Source organism: Pilosibacter sp. NGB245 (assembly GCF_057397225.1).
Map to the genome: position 1 here is coordinate 2,215,149 of NZ_CM171584.1, position 19,099 is coordinate 2,234,247.

Consider the following 19,099-nt stretch of genomic DNA (forward strand, 5'->3'; position numbering starts at 1 on the left):
CCTATTCCATCGGATACAGCAGTTTCTCATAGGTCCCGCTCTTTAAGATCCCATCATCGATATATTCCGGCGTCAGTGTGATCTGTTTCTCATTCCACTCTCCGCCTGCCGCCTGTACGGCTTTTTCCACGCTTAAGAATCCTTCATCAAAGCGGTTCCACGCCATCAGACCGGTGACGATCCCCTTGTCCATCTGGTTTAACAGTTTTGTCGTACTTCCGATCCCGTAAAGCGCTGTTACATGTTCCCGGTACACGCCGCTTCCCTCCAGAATATCCGCGAGATCCGACAGTGCGCCTACATCCATGCCGACTGCCATAAATTTTCCGTTTTCCGGGTACACGGTCCCCTCGATCGTTTTCCGGTAAGTGTCCTCATTTCTCTTCTCGATCAGACTGACTGAAAAGCCGGCCTGGTCGAGCACAGAACGAAGTCCGTCATATGTATCGGTATTTCCCGTGTAGGAAAGTCCTTCCGTAAACAGACAGACCGGAATCTCCGGTGTCTCATTTTCCACGATCTTCTCGCCGAGGCTCCGCCCCATCTCGTAGCGGTCCACCGAGATCGAACATGCGACCGAACTGCTGATCGTCGAGGCGCCGAGAAAGATCACCGGGCAGCCAGGCGAAATTTCATCCAGCTGCATGACCGCGTGATCTTCCCGCACCGGGGCGAGGATGATCGCGTTCGTTCCGTCCTTCACTTCACGTACGATGAGTTCATCCTGCTGTTTTTCATCATTTTCTGCATACAGCGTGATAAAATTCACATCCGCCTGATACTTTTTTTCCGCCATGTTCATGCCTTCGCGGAAATTTCCGTAATAATTGTCGTTCACCTGGTCGACGATCACCGACACCCGGAAGATCTCCTTTTTTTTCTCCTTGATGATCAGATCCGTCGAGGACAGCAGATACAGGATCACCAGCAGGATCACCCCGGCACACCAGCCGATCTTTTCTTTATTTGACATTGATCTTTTCCCCCTCTGCCGTCTCCGAGTAAGGGATCGCCTTCATGTGGATCGTCACGGTCGTCCCCTCGTCAAGCTCCGACTCGATCGAGAGACCGTAATCCGATCCAAAATACAGGCGGATCCTTTCATTGACATTCCGGACGCCGATCCCGGAGCCGCTCTTTGAGGCCACATGTTTTTTGTCGGAGAACATGTTTTCGATCTGCTCCTTCGTCATTCCGAGTCCGTTGTCAGAGACCTTCATATAAAGGTCATCGCCATCCCGGTATACATGGATCCGGATCTCCCCATCCCCGTCCATGAACTCCATGCCGTGATAGATCGCATTTTCCACAAGCGGCTGAAGGATCAGCTTTACACTCGCAAGGTCCATAACCGACTCATCCGCCTCGATCCCGTAGGTAAAGCGATTTTTAAAGCGCATATGCTGGATCGTCAGATAATTTCTCACATGTTCGATCTCATCCCGGACGGTGATGATGCTCTTTCCACGGCTCAGGCTGATCCGGAAGAATCTCGCCAGCGCCGTCACGACCTTCACAGCGTCCGCCTGTTTTTCATTCTCGATCATCCAGACGATGATGTCCAGCGTATTGTAAAGGAAGTGCGGGTTGATCTGGGACTGTAGGACGTCGAACTCATTCTTTCGCTTTGATTCATGCTCCGCGACGATGTCATCCATCAGCCGCCGGATCTGGGTCGCCATGTTCTGAATGGATGTGCCGAGATGGCGGATCTCATAGGAGCCGCCCACATAGACATCCGCATTCAGGTTTCCCGCCTCGATCTCGTTCACGGACTTCTCCAGCGCTTCGATCGGGGTCGTGATCCTCGTGGAGATATAGGCGTTGATCACCGCGAGAAGGAAGGCAACAAACACCACGATAAACGTGATCAGAAGACGCGTCTTCAACGCATTCAGGGTGACTCCGCCCGTCGGCGCCGCCCCGATGATCTTCCATCCGGTGTATCCGACCGTCTTGACAGTCACCGCCCGCTTTTTCCCCTGGAACATCTCCTCGTGGATCCCGTCGCGGTAGCCGGCCGCCGCCTTGAGGTTTTCCTCTTCCAGCCCGGAATACAAAAGCTGGGCTTCCGGATGGTAGATCAGCTCTCCGTCCGTTCCCATGAGATAGACATAGCCGCCGTTCCCGAGCGTGATCTCATCAAACAGCTGTTCCAGACTGTCATAGCGGATATCGATCAAAAGTACGCCCTGTTCCGTGGAGGAACCCTCCGTGATCTCGACCACGCGGGCCGCCGAGATCACCCAGCGGTACTGGTTTTCGCTCACATCAAAGACCCGCTGGACGTGGGGAACCGAAAAATGAAGGTTCTCCGTCTTGCTCAGTGCCGCCCGGAACCACGATTCCTCCGTCGGATCCACACCGGTCTTCAGGCGGGAAGCGGGAACTGCCTCCAGAAGCTCCCCGCTTCTGGAAAACAGGGCGATATTCTCCACATTGTCCTGGTTATTGTCGTAGAGCAGCATCATCTCCCGGTTGACGCGCTCGTTCTCCAGATCCGCATTTTTGATCACGTCGTAATACAGGGAATCGGAAAGCTTCATGATGCCGCGGAGCCACACATCCACCGAGCGGTTCACCTGGTCGATCAGGATCTGATTTTCCTCCTGCATCGTGTCGGACATCTGTTTTGACATCCGGCTGTACAATGACAGTCCGATAAAGATGCTGGCCGCAAGTGCCGTCACCGTAAAGTACACGAAGATCATATAGCGGATACTGGTCCGTTTCAGAAATCCGTTCTCGTTTTCTGGTTTCATACTGCTCTCCCCTGTTTTTATTCACCGCCCTTTAATTTCCGGGTCTGCTTCCCCTGAATTTTGTCGGTGAGACGCCGAATTTCTTTTTAAAAACGTAACTGAAGTAATTCTGCTCCTGATATCCGACCTTCGCGGCGATCACATATGTCTTGTCATCCGTCATGTTCAGAAGCTCCACCGCCTTATTGAGGCGGACGTCCGTCAGATATCCGATGTACGTCTGCCCGGTTGCCTTCTTGAACATCGTTGAAAAATACGCCGGGCTCATATGAAGGATCCGGCAGATCTGTTCGACCGAGAGATCCGGATCCTGATAATTTTCCATAATATACTGCTTGGCGCGTTCCATGCTCTGTCTCGTCGTGTTGTCGCGCTCCTTATTCATCGCGCCGTTGATCTTTAACGCTGCCCCGAGGAGCCATTTTGAGAACGTCTCCCGGTTCATGACCTGGTGGATGATCGTAAACGGATCCGCCCCCACCTTTGAGTCAGCAAAAAGCTCGTCCATCTCCAGATCATACTGCTGGATCAGCTGGACCAGGCAGTTTGCGACGCTCAGGATGTAAGTCTGGTATTGTCTCGCGTGAACCTTCGCGTCCGACATCCGTCCGATGATCCGCGCGGTCACTTCCCGGATCTTTTCCTCCGGCCCGAATTTGACTGCCTGGATCAGTGCTGACTCATCTTCCGAAGTGAACTGAAGTTTTCCGGTGTTCATCGGCTCCACGTCGTTGATATAGATCGTACTGCCGACACCGACGATCGCGCGATATCCAAGCGCGTCGAGTGCTGACTGGAAAGATTCACAGATCAGTCCAAGCTCCGTCCGGCTGTGACCGATCCCGATCGTGACCGGAATCATTAAGATCTTCCGGATCTCCTTGCAGATGTCGCTCAGGATATCGATCAGTCCGGTCTGGGAGTTTGTCTCATCCACCGCGACGATCCCTGCGATCTCCGCATCCGCCGCCCCCGAGAATGAAAACAGGGAAAAGCGGCAGTAATTTTTCAGATTTTCCTCCAGGATCTGCATCACGGAGATCGGGATCAGGTCCCGCTCTTCATGAAGCGGCAGGATCACCTCGCCGGAGACAGCCGAAAGCTCCGCCTTGACTGCGATCGAGATCCATTTTTTCGCACCTGCCAGCGGGATATCATACTGTTCCAGGCGCTCCGCCACCGTCATCTCATCCATCTGTCGGCTCACAAGATCCTTTAAAAACTGCTCCCTGAGGATCGGCAGACTGCGCTTGTAATTTTCCCGCAGAAGACTCACGTCCCGCTTCTGCTCAATCTCCTCGTCGAGACTCGCCTGGATCTTCTTTAAGATCGCCGTCAGCTCCTCCACATTCACCGGCTTTAAGATATATTCCGTCACATTTAACTTGATCGCCCGCTTCGCGTACTCGAAATCGTCATATCCGGAAAAGATCACAATCTTCATCGACGGATATTTCTGGCGGATCTTCTCCGCAAGCGTAAGACCATCCATATATGGCATCCGGATATCCGTGAGGACAACGTCCGGCTCCAGATTCTCGATCTTCTCCAAAGCGTCCTCCCCGTTCTCCGCATCGCCGACCACGGTAAAGCCTACCGACTGCCAGTCGATCTTTCGGATAATGCTCTTTCGCACTTCTTCCTCGTCATCCACAAGGATAATTCTGTATAAATCCATTTCCTGCTGCTCCTATCTGAACCGGCGGGATTCTTGCGCCGGGTCGTTTTCATGCCTGTTTTCATTTTACTATAGATCCGCACTGTTTGCAAATGGTTCGCTCCCTGCCAGCGCAGCCGGGATCTGTTTCTTTTTCGTTTTAGTTCAGACTGGACAGAGATCTCATGACAAGGTCAATATCCTTATTTTCCAGTTCCTGAATAATATGCAGGTATGTCTTCTGCGTTGTTGTCATACTCGAATGGCCAAGTCTTCTCGCCACACTTGCGATCGAGACACCGGTAAACAACAATAGTGAGGCATGTGTATGGCGCAGACCATGGATCGATATGACCGGGATCTTACACTTTTTGCAATGCCTGCTCAGGATATCATTTACCGTTGAATTGTACACCTTTGTTTTTGCGAAGATCGGCTGATCCTCCGGTAAATTTTTTACCAGCTCTGAGAACTGGATCACCGTCTGCCAGTCGATCTGGATCTTCCGGACAGATGATTTGTTCTTTGTCGGCTGGAATCCGCCGTCACCCTTATAATTCCATGTTTTGCTGATCGACAGTGTCTGATGGGAAAAATCAAAATCCTTCGGGGTCAGGGCAAGTGCCTCCGAAAAACGCATCCCTGTCTTTGCGACCAGAAGAATAAAATAATCCCAGTTGACCTGGTCCTTCAGATCCAGCGAAACAAGCAGCGTATGCAGGTGAACTACCCATTGTCTTAAGCCAATGGGCTTCCTGCTTCATCGACCTCGTAACCTACTATCTCCACAGGCGTTAATTTGGGCAGTCCCTGCCCTATATATTTCTTTATGCTATTTGTCTTAATCCTTCTGTCAGTATATTTTTCGCGGCATTGATATCCCTGTCATGTCCTGCTCCGCATTTCGGGCATATCCATGTCCTCACTGACAAATCTTTTGTATCTGGATTCTGATACCCGCAAACAGAACATAATTGACTACTGGCATAAAATGTATCTATTTTGATGTATTTCCTGCCATTCCATTTTGCCTTATACTCTAACTGTCTTGTCAGCTCATACCATGATGCATCACTTATGGCTTTTGCCAGATGATGATTTTTTACCATGTTTTTTATCTGTAAATTCTCTGAAACTATCACTTGGTTTTCGCTGATAATCTCATGTGAAACTTTATGTAGATAATCTTTTCTCATATTCCTTATTTTCTCATGGCATATTGCTATCTTTTTCTTTGTTTTATAATAGTTCTTACTTCTCTTTCCTTTATGTGACAGTTGCCTTTGCAGCTTTACAAGCTGTTTCTCGTATTTTTTTATAATTTTTTGATTCTCATATACCTTCCCATCGGAAATAATACATAAATCTTTAAGTCCTAAATCGATTCCTATGTTATGATTTGTATGTGCCAGTTCCTTATGCTCCGTTTCTACAAGTATGGACACATAGTATTTTCCACTGGAAACCTGCGAAACGGTCGCTGACTTAATCTGCCCACGATATTCCCTGTGTAACCTTGCTTTTACCGCTTTTAATTTTGGCAATTTTATCTTCCCTGTCTCAAAATCTACCGCTATATTTCCATTTGTGAAGTTTGTTGTGTATGATTTATGGTTATCGTGTTTGCTCTTGAATTTCGGATATCCTGCATGTTCCTTAAAAAATTTTTGATATGCAGCGTCCATGTGATAGATTGCGTTGGTCAGAGCAAATTTATCTATTTCTTTTAACCATTCATAGTCTTTCTTTAATTCTCTGTTACAGTAATTATTACAATCCGTTTTACTAACTGACTTTTTCTCTTTCTCGTATATTTCTTTCCGATATGCCAATGTCTGATTGTAAACAAAACGGCAACAGCCAAATGTTTTTGCAATCTGAATTCTTTGTTCGCTATTAGGATATATCCTGTATTTATATGCTTTTAACACCCACTGTCGCCACCTTCCTACCCTTGATTTTCTATATATTTTCTCAACATCTCTTCTGATACATTTCCTACACTGCAGACAAAATATCCGTCCGTCCAAAAAGTATGTTCTTTCCAGAAATGTTTTCGTAGATAATCCGGATATCTTTTCCAAATATGATAGGTTGTATAACTCTTCATCAGATTTACTATTTTACTGATAGACATTGTTGGTTCTGTTTCTATCATGTAATGAATATGATCTTTATCTGTCTCCATATATCTGATAATGACTTTATGCTTTTGACATATCTCATAAGAAAACTGCTTTATATCATCTGATATTTGTTTTGACATCAGCAATTTCTTTCTATACTTGCATACGAATATGATACTGTAACAAATATTTGTGTCTGTTTTTTGATTTCCACGTTTCCATAACGCAAGTATAGCACAAGCCTCCGCTTCCGGCTACCTTAACCCACCGTCTAAAGCCAGTGGGATTGCGGTAGCCCTATTTCAAACTGATTCAGATACTTGATCTTTTTTACCGAGGGCCCCTTTCCCTTTATAATTGCTTTTCTTGTCGGGTCCCGGTCGATCAGACCTTCATCCACCGCATCCAGGATGGCGCCCTTCAACTGATGATGAAAGTCCATGGTTGTCTGCCGTTCATGGTACTCCGTATAGTCATTTAACAGCTGCTGATAGGCGATACGGTTCATCTCTCTGATCTTCAGCTCCGGGATCAGCTTTTCCAGCCATTTCTGCGTCATCAGGTATTTGTCCATTGTGACTTTGCGGATTGCTCCCTTTTTATATACCATGATCCACCGGGCATAATACTCACAAAATAAATCTTCCTTTTTTGTTTCACTTAACATCGCTCGCGTTCCTCCATTTTCACAGCGGCACACGCTGGCAAAGGTTGATAAGGTTGTCGAGATTTGCAAAGTACTGACCACTTATCTGTTGTTCGTTATAAGAGGGAAAATCCACAACCAATTCTTTTACGATTACACCTGATAGATTTCCTTGCCCACCTTGCAAATATGTTTCTACTATGTTGCGTTTACTCTTTCGCAGCCATTGTGATAAATATTCTGCATCGTAATTATCCATTGGCTTAATCGCTAAAATAGCCTGATTTATCGCACCTTCAAGCCTTGCACGACCCACTTCACCGCTTGTAGCACCATATAAGGCATAAAGGATATCTCCTTTTGAAACGAGCCGTGTCGAAGAACCATTCAACCCTTTTTCGGATATAAAAAGTTCGGTGCTTTCGCTATTGATTTCAGCGGAACGGATAAATGGTATTTGACCATCATAATACTCTTTTACGCCAACCGTTGGAGTGCCGCCTGAGTACGATGTTGTTACTTCTCCAACCTTACGCTGTTCCCAAGCATCCGTCTTTTTCGTCCATTTTCCTGTCTTTTACTGCCCGGAATGATGCCTGATCTGATCCCGCGCCATCATTAACGCGTATCCAAGCAGATTTTGACCTCGCCACTGGGACGGATCAAGCCGTTTTGGATCGTCCATCGCAAGTCCAATTCCCCAGATCCGGTCTTTGACAGCACATTCTGCTAGAATCGCATCCCCGGTATTCAATAATTGTTCACAAAGTTCCGAATTTTGTGAAAATTTTTTGATCAGTCCTTCATATACCACCATCTGCCGGATTCCACTCCAGATCAAATCCTCATATCCGGCTACCATCCGCCCGAGTTCCTTGATCCTCGCAGCGTCCTCCGTTGCAAGGATCTTCTCCGCAATCTCATGATCCTGAAACCACACGGCTTTTCGGTACATCATAAACTGCTCCATCGATGTGAAGCAGATTCCGTCCACAACAAATTTTGATGGATACCAGTTGCTGAAAGCTCCATACTCCTCATCCGGATTGTGAAAGCCTATCACACGCATCAGACCCGCCCCACTTTCCGGACTGCAAGCTCCAGTTCTAGATCGTGCAGTCCATAGTATGCTTTTTCAAGAAAATCCAGAGGGATCTTCTTCACTAACTCCGCACTCGGAATATTGTAATACCACTGATAATACGCATAAAATTCACCGATCCAGTCCGGCATAAATCCACCGATCGACTTTCCCGGCTTCATCCGGTACTGTTCTGTCTCCGTAAAATAATCCCAGAGTTCTCTGGCATCCATGGTATTGACATATGCCTTCGCCTCGTCGATACTCTTTCGTGTTTTACTGGACATATACGCCTTAATAAAGTCTCCTGTATCTTTGTCTGGAAACGACTGTGCAACAAGATCAAACAGTTTTCCTTGATTTTCCACTACATCTTCCAGATATGCATCGGAATATGCCCTCATATCCATCACCTCTCAAGCAGCGTACTAAATACGTTTGTTACCGTATTTGCATCCGAATTTACCAGATCCCGCATCTTTTTTCGTGCCATAATATCTCTTGCGTTATATCGGTCATTGAATTCTGTGTACTCGACGGTTTCCAGCTCATCTTTTAATTCATGCAGTCCGGCATATGCCCGCTCTGTCTTGATACAGTACTGGATTCCGAGACCGCCGAGGGATAACAGTTCTTCCAGAATATCAACATCGATATTGTCACGCACAAACTCTTTCGCGATGTAAAAGTAGGACGCATTCGCTCGCCAGCCTTTGATCACGTCGTACGTTTCCGTGTCAATTCCATATGTCGATTCATCCCTTTCTCTCACTCCCAGTAAGAGTGCAGACTGCTGTGTCCAGTATACCATACGAGCGAAAATATTCCAAATAAAAAGAATATGCCTCGACACATTCCAAAGGAACTTCCTACAAAAAAGCTCCCCCGGACCGCCAGAATCTCTCTGCAGTCCGAAGGAGCTTTTTCATTTTCTGCTACTTCATATGTTCTTCGTTCTCGTCATCTTTCTTCACCCTGTGCAGCATGATCGCACCGAATGCGGAGAGGATCATGAGAACCGCCCATATCCAGGTATGGGTGGAATCCCCGGTTTTCGGGTTATCCCTGTCATCATGATCCGGCTCTGTGCCGGATTCTGTCACGGTTTCCGCCGTGGCAGTTTCTTCGATATTGGTTTCGGTCTCCGAAGAGGTTGTTTCCGTCCGGCTTTCCGCAGTCTCATCCGGTGAGGTCGTACCTGCCGGATCTGTCTCTGTCACAGTCTCCGTTGACTGCCCGGTCGGCATCTTCGGAGGACGTTTCGTCGGATCCGTCTCCTCCGGGTCATCGGAATCATGATGCCACGGTCTCGTCGGAGTGACAGGTGTTGTCGGACCGGACGGATCTGTCGGTGTCGTCGGCTGTGTCGGAACCGTCGGATCTTCATTTTTCCGGTTCTCAAACGCAGCTTCCACCGTATCTCCCGCCGGGATCGTTCCGGATGTTCCGGTTGCTGTAACCGTATATCCGTCCCGCAAAGCGTCATCTGCCTCGGTCACTGTGTAGGAAAATCCTGCCGGGATCTCCTCAAACCGGTACTCTTCCCCGTCCTTTAAGGAAATCTCTGAAACTCCGTTCTCGAAATTCCCATCCGTGAATGTTGCAGCATCGATTCCCGTCTGTGATACACCTGACAGTGTGATCGTGAACAGGAATTTCCTGTTCCGCTCTCCGCGGTTTCCGGATACCGTTTTTTTTACGGCAAGACCGCCGCGGGCCACATTGGTGATCCTGCCGCCGTTTTCGGAACGATCATCGGAAGAGTAAACAGTGTCATATCCATTTACCGGATCCTGGGTTACCCAGTAGGTATATGCCCGTCCATCCGCATCATAGGATGGAAGATCCTCGTAGGTATATGTCCAGAGATCACCGTTCTTGACAATCACCGGCGCCACTCCGTCAACCGTTTCCTGTGACGTTTCTGCCGTCTTCCGGCACAATCTGACCATGATCTGTTCCGGTCTCTGTGACGTTCCGGCGTCAGTCCAGACCTTATCAAACACAAAGGTGTGCTCTCCGATCTTCGTATTGATGATCGTATCACGGTCTCCCGCATAAAGCGCATTGCTTCCCGTATAGACTGCATGGTAGCCCGTCACCGGCTCCTCAGTCACACGGTACTGATACTTCTCTCCTGCTATGGAATAAAGGTCGAGTCCGTCAAAACGGTAGGTCCATTGATCCGGATCCGTCGTCTGGTCCCATGTCAGGGACACAGTCGAACCGTCCGCATCGATGTCCACTTTTTTCCATGCATTCGAATCGGTACTGCGCTCCAGGATCAGACCGACTGTACCCGGACGCAGACCATCCGCATTCTTCTCATCCTTCCAGACCTTTGTGCCTGAAACAGATGTCAGCGGAATGTTGTAGATCGTCTGCTTCCATGTTCCGTCCGCCGCAGCTTCCACTGCGCCGTACTCTGCGCGGTATCCTGTCACAGCCGGATCATTTACTTCTTTCGCATAGTAGCTGTAAACATCACCATCAGCGGAAGTTTCCGGAAGATCCTTCCACTCCGCCTCAAAGTGATTTGCCTCGTTCAGCTGGACCGTTGTTCCATCCACCGGTTCCTCCGTTTCGTTCTCTCCGGCTTTCCGGTATTTCCTGTGGAGACTCACGGTGACCTCAGCGGCACTCGGACTCGGTCCAACCCATTTTTTCGTCACTTTGAAGGAATTTTTCTTTGCGTTTACAAAGGTAAACAGGGATGCAGTCTGTCTGGTTCCGGCTGGATCAAATTCTGTATCCGTGATCGTCCTTTCCGTCTGTGCTATCTGGACGAACCCATCCGGCACGACTTCGATGACACGGTAAGAGATTGCCTTTCCGACCCGGAATGCCGGAAGATTCGTGATCTTAAACTTCCAGGAATCAAACTCCCAGTATGCTCCGTTGCCGGACGCATCCGCTGTTCCATCCATCGCATACGTCTTTGTCCCGACATCTGCCCACTTGTCCTCGTGGAGCTGATGATCTTCGTTGTCTTCTGCAACCTGGTGCTGGAGTTTCAGGGTGATCGGAGCATTTTCTGTTCCTCCCCACGTTTTCTCTACATAGAGAGTGATCTTCTTGGCCCCGTCATCCGGATCCGGATTCGTTTTCAGCGTGTTTGTCACCGTCGTTGAATCCGCCTGATCATTGTAGCTGACCTGGTAATCCGTTCCGCCTGTGAAGGTTCCTCCGTCATCAATCCAGGTCGATCCATCCCACCCGGTCAGTGGAAGTTCCCGCATCCGGTACTCGCACTCACCCGGGAGACCGGAGATCGATGTGCTCCAGCCATTACTCTCCGAAAGTGTCACAATGACCGGATTTCCACTGATCGTAAAGAGCTTCCAGTCTTCGTTTTCTCCTGCCCGGAAGAACAGGATCATCTGTGTCTGTACCGATCTCGTTCCGTAGGCATTGTCATTGTCACTCCATACCTTGGAAACTGAGAAGTCCTTCAGGTTTGTCCGGTTTGTGATCGTACTCGTTCCGGATGTCACCGTATCTGTGACAGACTGTAAAAGACCGTTTCCGGTAATCAGATAACTGCCGTCTGCCTGTCTGGTCACTGTCTGCGTAGCTGTGTCCGGTGTCTCACCGGGAACTTTATAGCTCACACCTGTCTCCACATACCGGTAATGCAGATAAACCAGTGTGCCATTTTCTTTCATGGCCGCCGGGAGCTTTACCGTTTTCCCGTTTTTCCATACAGCAGCATTGATCTTTCCTGTAAGTGACGGTGCCGCGATCCGCTCGCTCCAGTCCGCCGATGGATTTCCTTCATTGGCATTGAGGATCGCTGATCTCGCGTTTTCATCCGTAAACAGAGCATCCGCATCCATCCAGGAAGCGCTTCCGGCATCAAACGAAGCATCACTGGATGTCGCCGCCTGCAGCTTAAAGGAGGCTGTCAGATCATATCCGAGATAGTCGTTCGTCACAGTTTTTCCTGCCTTGTCCGTCCACTGCTTCGTGAATTTTGCAGTCGTCTGTAAGGAATTCGTGATCTCTGCTGTCTGGGACGGATTTCCCGTGCTGCCAAACTGGACACTGCCGTTTCCTGACGCCTGATAAGCCGCTGGTTTTTCCTCGCTGACGCGGTAGATCCACGGCATCCCGTTCGGCGCGTAACGGTCGAGTCCGCTCCAGATGTACTTCCACTGGTTGATCACAGACTTATCTTCCGTCGGCGTACTGTCCGTCACCCTTGTCCAGATGATCGCATTCGACTGTCCAGGCTGTGCATCCGCTCTTCGATCCAGTGTAAGATTCAGCGTATCCGGTCTTGTCCCGAATTGATTGTTGAAGTCAGCCCAGTTTTTTGTTAAGACAAGCTGTACCTTGTCCTTTCCATCCTCCTGAGGCGTGTTCCATTTCCGGTTTGCAAACGTTGCTGCTGCCGGAATTTCTGTGTTTCCTGCACTGCTGCGTCCGAAAAGTCCTGAGATCACCTGTCCGACTTTTGCCGCCAGAGACTCTGTGGTCATCCCATCTCCTCCTGACGCATTGGAGGCGGTCGCTGTTACATGCTCCACCTTGGTCCCTGCGTTCGAGGCAGTCGCAACCTGTTCAAAGGAAGTATAATCCCCCTTTACTGCCCAGGTGTCAAAGCCTTCCAGGAATCCGTCCTTGAGCTCCGTCACCGTGTACAGATAGTCCGTTCCGTTCGGCGCATAAAGATCCAGATTGTCGAAGACACATTCCAGAGAAACCGTGGATCCTGTCTTCTTATAGGCATCCTGCACCTCCTCGGAAGAAATGGTTTTCACCTGTTTCGTGAAACCTGTGTCCTCCACGACCTTCTGGGCACCATCCGCATAGGATGTATAGGATCTTGTCAGCTCAAACTTCACGGCCGGGAATGTCACCTTATCCCCATTTTTGGAAAGTTTCATGAGTTTCCGGACCTTCAGTTTTCCCTTCGGACCCTCGTAGGTATTCGTGATCACGTGGGAAGCTGTCGTGCTGCCGTCGTCATCTCTGACATAGAGCCCCATTCCTCCGACTGCTGCGTCTGCAGCCCCGGCAAGCAACTCCTTTCCGTCGGCACCTTTCACACTCTTCTCTCGCAAAACGTAGGTATATCTCTCTCCGTTTTCATCGTAACGCGGGAGTTCCTCCCCGTTTCCCGGAGTCTGGTCTTCAGAAACCGGAACAGTTTCTCCTGTGTTTCCGTCAGCAGCAAGCTGATACACATATTTTCCGATTCTGCTGATCTCGATCGGATAGGAACCGTCTGCGTTTTTTGTGATAGTTGTCCAGTCTTTGACGGTCAATTCTGAAATATTCGCCCGATCAGGGGCTCTATCCGGCCCCGGAGTTCCAAGATATTGGTCGAGCACAAATGTGATCTCCGGATAGTCTTTTGCCGGATAATTGTTTGGCAGGCTCTTATAGCTCTTGGATCCGAGAATTCTCGCATCTTTTAAGAGTGAGTTAATGATCGTTCCTTCCTCGACAACCGCATATTTTCCGGCATACTCCGGAAGTCCGGTTCTGCCGCTCTGATCGATCGGATTTAATACTACCCGAATATCATCCGGACTATACGGCGCATAGCTTTCATCTCCCGGTTTTCCGACTCCTCCTGATGTTCCGATGATATCGGTCTTGTCCGGGTTGCTGGCGCTGGCAACCGCATACTGCGCGATCGCATAATCGAGCGCATTGGAATCTACCTCCGTCCGCTCGAACGCATAATAATAGATCTCGTATCCTTGTGCATTGTACTTTGGAAGATTCCTGATTGTTGCAGTCCAATGCTGTTCATCTGAATCCTGATCGGTCTTGACCCACCGGTAATCCTTTACCACGACATCAGACGGGCTCAGTTCCTTTTTCAGATTTCCGTCTGCATCCGCTTCACGTTTTAAGATCGTCAGATAAATATCCGGGCGGGTATTCTGTTCTCTGGAATATGCATCATTCCATTGTTTTTTCCAATGAACCGTCTTGACTCCGGAAAGGCTGTTGCTAACGGTGACAACCTGATGGTCATTGCGCGTAACCTCCTGATTTTCCGGTGCATCCAGCGCAACCGTATATGTTTCCGAAGTGGTCCGGAGATATGTACTCCAGAGATCCCACAAATTGGATTCTGTCGCACCGGTAACAGGATTCTGAGCCGGGATTTTCTTAAGGATCGACTTTACATCTGAAACCTTCCGGTATACCGGAGTTCCCTCTTCCGTCACCTTTGTTACCCACGCTTCCTTTACCTGATACCGGATAACCTGCCCTTTTGCATTGTACTTTGGAACCCCATAAAATGCATAGTGGTCACTTCTTATCACAGAACCGTCATTCTGATGGCTCTCCAGCGACATCGTCTGGACAGATTTTGCCGATTCCCGGCGATCTGAGTCGTAGATCGTTTCGACGTTGTGTCCATCCACCAGGATCGTATCTCCCTCATTTCCCGCCTTTCTCGTGATCTGCCCACCGGAAGCGGTTCCGGCCGGATCATCAAAGTCAAGATACATGGACAGTTCCAGCGAAGCATCTGTATGCTGGGCATTGTATATATCCAGTGCGTTTTTCATTGCATCTCGGAGCGCACCGCTTCCATCATTCCAGCGTTTTTCCACATCAATATCAATTTGAGCGATACGGCGGTTCTTCACAACAAATACTGGATCATTTCCAATCTTTGTCTTTTTATAGGAGACTTCATAGCGGTGGTGCTTCAGGTCCACACTCCCGTAAGCTCCGTCGTAATCGGAAACATTTGAGATCCGTGGGTTTGTCACTGTAAACTGCGTCTCTTCCCCACCCGTTCCGTAAATCTCTGTTTCCAGAATGTAGACATCATCTGCATGGACTGCTCCCAGATCCACATAGGTATACCAGATAGATCCCGGTCCGAGGATGACAGGTGATCCCACCGATTCCCCGGTTCCGTTCCGGTATGCCTGCACCGCAACATTTCTCCGGTGCTGGATATCTCCGTCATCCAGCCATTCTTTCATGACGAGGATGCGGTTATTATTTCCTGTTCCCACCGCATTTGTCAGCGTACTTCTATAATCCAGGTTTCCGTTGACCTTTTCCGTCCGGATGTCCGCTGCGTGATATCCATCCGGCTCTTCCTCAATCAGCATATATTCATACTGATGTCCGGAACGGTCAAATTCCGGAAGACCGTAGATCCGCACATGACTCCATGCAGACGTGTCCGCCTGTTCCGGCACACAGATCCCGATATTTTCACTGCCCTCATCGGTCGGAAAATCCGTGATCCTCCCGCCGTTTTCGGTCACTTCAAATGTCAGGTAAGCATTTCCCGCTATCATATCTGCAACCGATGTTCCGCTGTAGAAACGATACAGGCGGAATTTCAAGGTTGCGCCCGCGGGTGGATTTCCCTCCCAGTTCTTGACAACATCGTAGTCGACCGTATCCTTGATCCGGTTTACGATCACCGTTCTGTTTTCCGCATCGGAAGCACTTGCAGTCTCACAGATCGACTCATATGCCACCTGGCGGCCATTCTGAGTGAGGGTAAACGTTCCGTTTTCAGAGCCTTCCGGATATTCGATCTCCCGTCTGATTCCATTCTGGGTGATCTCCCGCTCCACAAAGCGGTACTCCAGCTCATTTCCGTAAATATCATATTTCGGCATGGTTCTGCTTCCGCTTCTGGTGACATTGACCGCATTGAAACCGTCCAGTGACAGCTCCTCTCCCGGAACTTCCGTCCACGCTCCGGCAGGCGTCACCGTATTTCCAGCCGGGTCTTTCTGCTCTTTGATCCTGGACTGCAGTCCAAACGTTACCTTTACGTCCTGGAGGTTTTCCTGGAATGCGGCCGCTTCCCATGTTTTGGATACTGGCACTGTGACAGTATCGATTTTACGGTTATAGAGCGTTCCTCCATCGTAGAGATAAATGTTATTGACATCTGCACGTTTTCCGTCTTTGTTTTCCGTGCTTACCCTCGTTCCGTCTCCCTTGATAAATACGTCGTCATAATAACCAGTCTGGTCATTGTACGCTCCGAACAGCTGTTCATAGCCTCTGCTGTCATCATTTGTGAAATATTCTTTTGTAACATACGCATAAGCATATCCGTCCGTATCATACTTCGGAAGTGTCTTTTCACCATTTTCCCCATAGCCGAACCGAATCTCCTGGGTATTATTTTCCGGATGTCGGTCCAGAGGCAGGCTCATTGTCTTTCCGTCTTCCCCATACACCGGAGCTGCTTTCGTGTAGTCTTCATGTCTTTGCGGATAACGCCAGAGTTCAAACTCTCCCTCTGGTCTCTCGTCCTCCGAGACATCCGTACGATTTTCCGCCCAGATCTTTGTCGCCTCGTATCCTCTCGTTCCGGTAAGTGTCAGGACCAGAGTTCCTCCGCTGTAAAGCCTGTCGGTCCGCTCCTGATATCCCACAGTTGCAGAGTTGTCGTAGGAGATCTGGATATAGTCTCCCTCTTCCATGCCATCCACACGGAAACGGTTTAACGGGTTTCCGTTCTCGTCGGTATCTCCGGCCCACTCGATCGTATACACAAATGGATTCCCATCCAGATTATACCGCCAGCCCATATCGATCACATATTCTCCGTCACCTTTTGCATTCCTGTCTCCGATCAGTTTCAGAGTTCCGTTCTCCAAAAGGTCGTCAATCCTTACGACTTCTACCGGATTTTCACTCACCTGACCTCCGGAAGTCACTTGATAAATGCACAGTTTAAAGTATCTTGCCGCTTCATCCTTTGTGATATCGTAATAATCGGTATATCCCTGGCGGATATCCGTCTTCAATATGACGGTCCTGCGGATCAGATAGTACCATCCGCACTGATCAACGGTCCCCTCATACTCACCAATATTGTCGTCATTGATTTCCTTCCGTTCATATCCGTCAACGGCAGGCTGCGACCATTTCCAGAGTACCCGGTATTCGCTTCCGTTTTTCACAACCGTGCTCGGAAGATTGCTGTATGAAATCTGCCAGGTGCTGTTCCCTTCATTTTTTGTGATTGCAGGCTGCGGCATTTCTGTCAGTCCGACACCCGCAAGAGATGCCCCCGGCTCCAGTTTTGTTCCGTCGCCGTCTCCCCAGTCCGCATCCTGCGCAACCAATTTATAGGAGAGTTCCGGCATGATTTTCGAAGGCCGGATTCCTTCATCGTTATTTCCGTTGTCGATCCAGAATACCGTCTGCGGACCGAGCCCAGCCCGTCTCTGGAGAACGGTCACACCCCCTCCGGCAGCTCTCGAAATCCGGATCACAGCCTCTGCGTCTGCTCCGCCTTCCGCACCGGCGCGGAGCGTGATGCTTCCCTTTAACACTTCTGCATCTTCCGTTGCCCGGAGACGTTCTTTTTCATTCCCCGTAAGCAGTTCCAGAATTCCCTGCTTCTCCTGCTTTTTTGCCCAGACCAGACTGTCCGGATCGATCTTCAGCTGAAAATCGACCGTCTTTTTCACAACCGCGATTGAATCGTCATCTCCGGTTTCATCGCTCTCCACAGACTTATCCGCTGTGTCTGAGACCGGAACGATCCGGAACTTCAGTGTATCTCCATCTGCAGAAAACTCTGTCACCTTCATTTCCGAAGAAAGTCCCACGATCTCTGCCAGTTTTTTCCCACTGTCATCTCTGTAAAGTGCATTGCTGGATGTCGCCGCAGCCTTTGGGAAGGAAAGATCTCCATTCAATGTCACGGACGCATGATACGTAAGGCCGGCATCCGGCAGCTTCATTTCAAAGACTGCATCCGGATTTTCGACTCCGTCCACACAAGCGAGTTTCTCCTGCGCAGCACTGACTTCCGGCACTGCAGTTTCCGTCAATTCTACCGCAAGAAAACGGATCGGTACCGTCTCGATACTGATCTTGATCCCATTCTCATCCGTCATGATGTTTTTCGTATTTCCCGATGCAGAGGAATTGGACGCTGTGCTCTTCACCGGATCTGAATCTGTATACCGGCTGTCGCTCTTTCCATTGTAGGAAAGGATCACATCTGTCTCTGAATCCACATCGATCGTCTGATCATCTGCTGATTTCGGCATGCAGACTGTAAATTTTTCCTCCAATGTGTGGCTTTCAACTGTTCCCTTCAGGGAGAGAAGCCAGAAATTCCAGTCCCCTTCCGGTTCTTTTTCCAGTGTCCACACATGATCTCCATGTTCATAGGTCAGAACTCCGTCCTCATTCTTCGTGAACTCGACGAATGCCGCTGCCTCCTCCTCTGTCAGGCGGATCTGCAATCCTACATCTTCCACCTGCGCCGGATCAATTTCCACCTTTAGCGTTATCTCGCCATTCTCGCCGGAAGGCACCTCTTTCTTTTGAGGTTTCCAGCCCACTGTTATGGCGGGTTTTTCCGCTGCAAAAACCTGCATCAGCTCATCCACAGGCACAAGCGAAAAAACCATCAGAAATACGAGCAGAAGACTGATCCAGCGTCTGCCCATCTTTTGATAGATCCCCATCTTATTTTCACTCCTTTGCAAAGTATCTGCCTTTCTCTTCCCTTTGCAAAGCTTTTTCATTTCCCCATAGCAACAGGCAGCGTCCTCTTTACAGACATTGCCCGTTTAACTTTTCTTATCATACTCTTTTCGTTTAAAAAAAGTCAACATCTTCTGTATGCCAAGAAGGATTTTTTTCCGATATTTTCTTCATTTTTATTCGTATTTTGCCAGGTTTTCCGTGAGTCGGAATAAATTCAGTAAACCGCTTTCTATGACTGTCCGCATCTGTGCATACATTTCCGCTGTAAGCAAACAAATGAAAGCAGCCCTCCATGGACCTGCCAGATCCATAGAGGGCTGCTTTATCATCTAAAAAGCCGTATGCCGTTCGTTGCCGGGTTTG

At 49.1% G+C, this 19,099-nt stretch carries 8 protein-coding genes and 4 pseudogenes; all 12 read right to left on the minus strand.

The features are described 5' to 3' along the window. Position 1: 1 nt before the first annotated feature. The 12 genes and pseudogenes from ACXMYH_RS10085 to ACXMYH_RS10140 all read right to left on the minus strand — a co-directional run bounded on the left by ACXMYH_RS10085 (position 2) and on the right by ACXMYH_RS10140 (position 18,714). Positions 2 to 973, minus strand: coding sequence for a substrate-binding domain-containing protein (locus ACXMYH_RS10085; protein WP_486554823.1), 972 nt, complete (start codon positions 971 to 973; stop codon positions 2 to 4). Then, positions 963 to 2,762: a sensor histidine kinase gene (locus tag ACXMYH_RS10090; RefSeq protein WP_486554824.1), complete on the minus strand. Its 1,800-nt coding sequence runs from the start codon at positions 2,760 to 2,762 to the stop codon at positions 963 to 965. Before ACXMYH_RS10090 ends, ACXMYH_RS10085 begins: the two co-directional genes overlap by 11 nt. Before the next feature lie 31 nt (positions 2,763 to 2,793). Further along, the gene (locus ACXMYH_RS10095; RefSeq protein WP_118529642.1) at positions 2,794 to 4,440 is read right to left on the minus strand and encodes a response regulator; all 1,647 of its coding nucleotides are present in this window, start codon (positions 4,438 to 4,440) and stop codon (positions 2,794 to 2,796) included. A gap of 139 nt (positions 4,441 to 4,579) precedes the next feature. Continuing rightward, positions 4,580 to 5,140: pseudogene (locus ACXMYH_RS10100) on the minus strand (site-specific integrase); the annotation flags it as partial. A gap of 106 nt (positions 5,141 to 5,246) precedes the next feature. Next, positions 5,247 to 6,350 carry an IS200/IS605 family element RNA-guided endonuclease TnpB gene (gene tnpB / locus ACXMYH_RS10105; RefSeq protein ID WP_486554825.1) on the minus strand — a complete coding sequence of 368 codons (1,104 nt, stop codon included), beginning with the start codon at positions 6,348 to 6,350 and terminating at the stop codon, positions 5,247 to 5,249. Between the two features lie 17 nt (positions 6,351 to 6,367). Further along, positions 6,368 to 6,767 (minus strand): annotated as a pseudogene (tnpA, locus tag ACXMYH_RS10110) (IS200/IS605 family transposase). A 76-nt stretch (positions 6,768 to 6,843) separates the two neighbouring features. Then, positions 6,844 to 7,212, minus strand: a pseudogene (locus ACXMYH_RS10115) (site-specific integrase); the annotation flags it as partial. Between the two features lie 19 nt (positions 7,213 to 7,231). After that, positions 7,232 to 7,678 (minus strand): annotated as a pseudogene (locus ACXMYH_RS10120) (restriction endonuclease subunit S); the annotation flags it as partial. 90 nt (positions 7,679 to 7,768) lie between these two features. Further along, positions 7,769 to 8,260, minus strand: coding sequence for a riboflavin biosynthesis intermediates N-glycosidase (gene ybiA, locus ACXMYH_RS10125; protein ID WP_486554826.1), 492 nt, complete (start codon positions 8,258 to 8,260; stop codon positions 7,769 to 7,771). Then, a complete protein-coding gene (locus tag ACXMYH_RS10130; protein WP_182426731.1) occupies positions 8,260 to 8,676 on the minus strand; it encodes a hypothetical protein in 417 nt (138 codons plus the stop codon). The genes ybiA and ACXMYH_RS10130 overlap by 1 nt, the downstream gene beginning before the upstream one ends. A 5-nt stretch (positions 8,677 to 8,681) precedes the next feature. Further along, positions 8,682 to 9,083 carry a DUF3990 domain-containing protein gene (locus ACXMYH_RS10135; RefSeq protein ID WP_243022215.1) on the minus strand — a complete coding sequence of 134 codons (402 nt, stop codon included), beginning with the start codon at positions 9,081 to 9,083 and terminating at the stop codon, positions 8,682 to 8,684. 124 nt (positions 9,084 to 9,207) lie between these two features. Then, positions 9,208 to 18,714, minus strand: coding sequence for a Cna B-type domain-containing protein (locus tag ACXMYH_RS10140; RefSeq protein ID WP_486554827.1), 9,507 nt, complete (start codon positions 18,712 to 18,714; stop codon positions 9,208 to 9,210). Between the last annotated feature and the right edge of the window lie 385 nt (positions 18,715 to 19,099).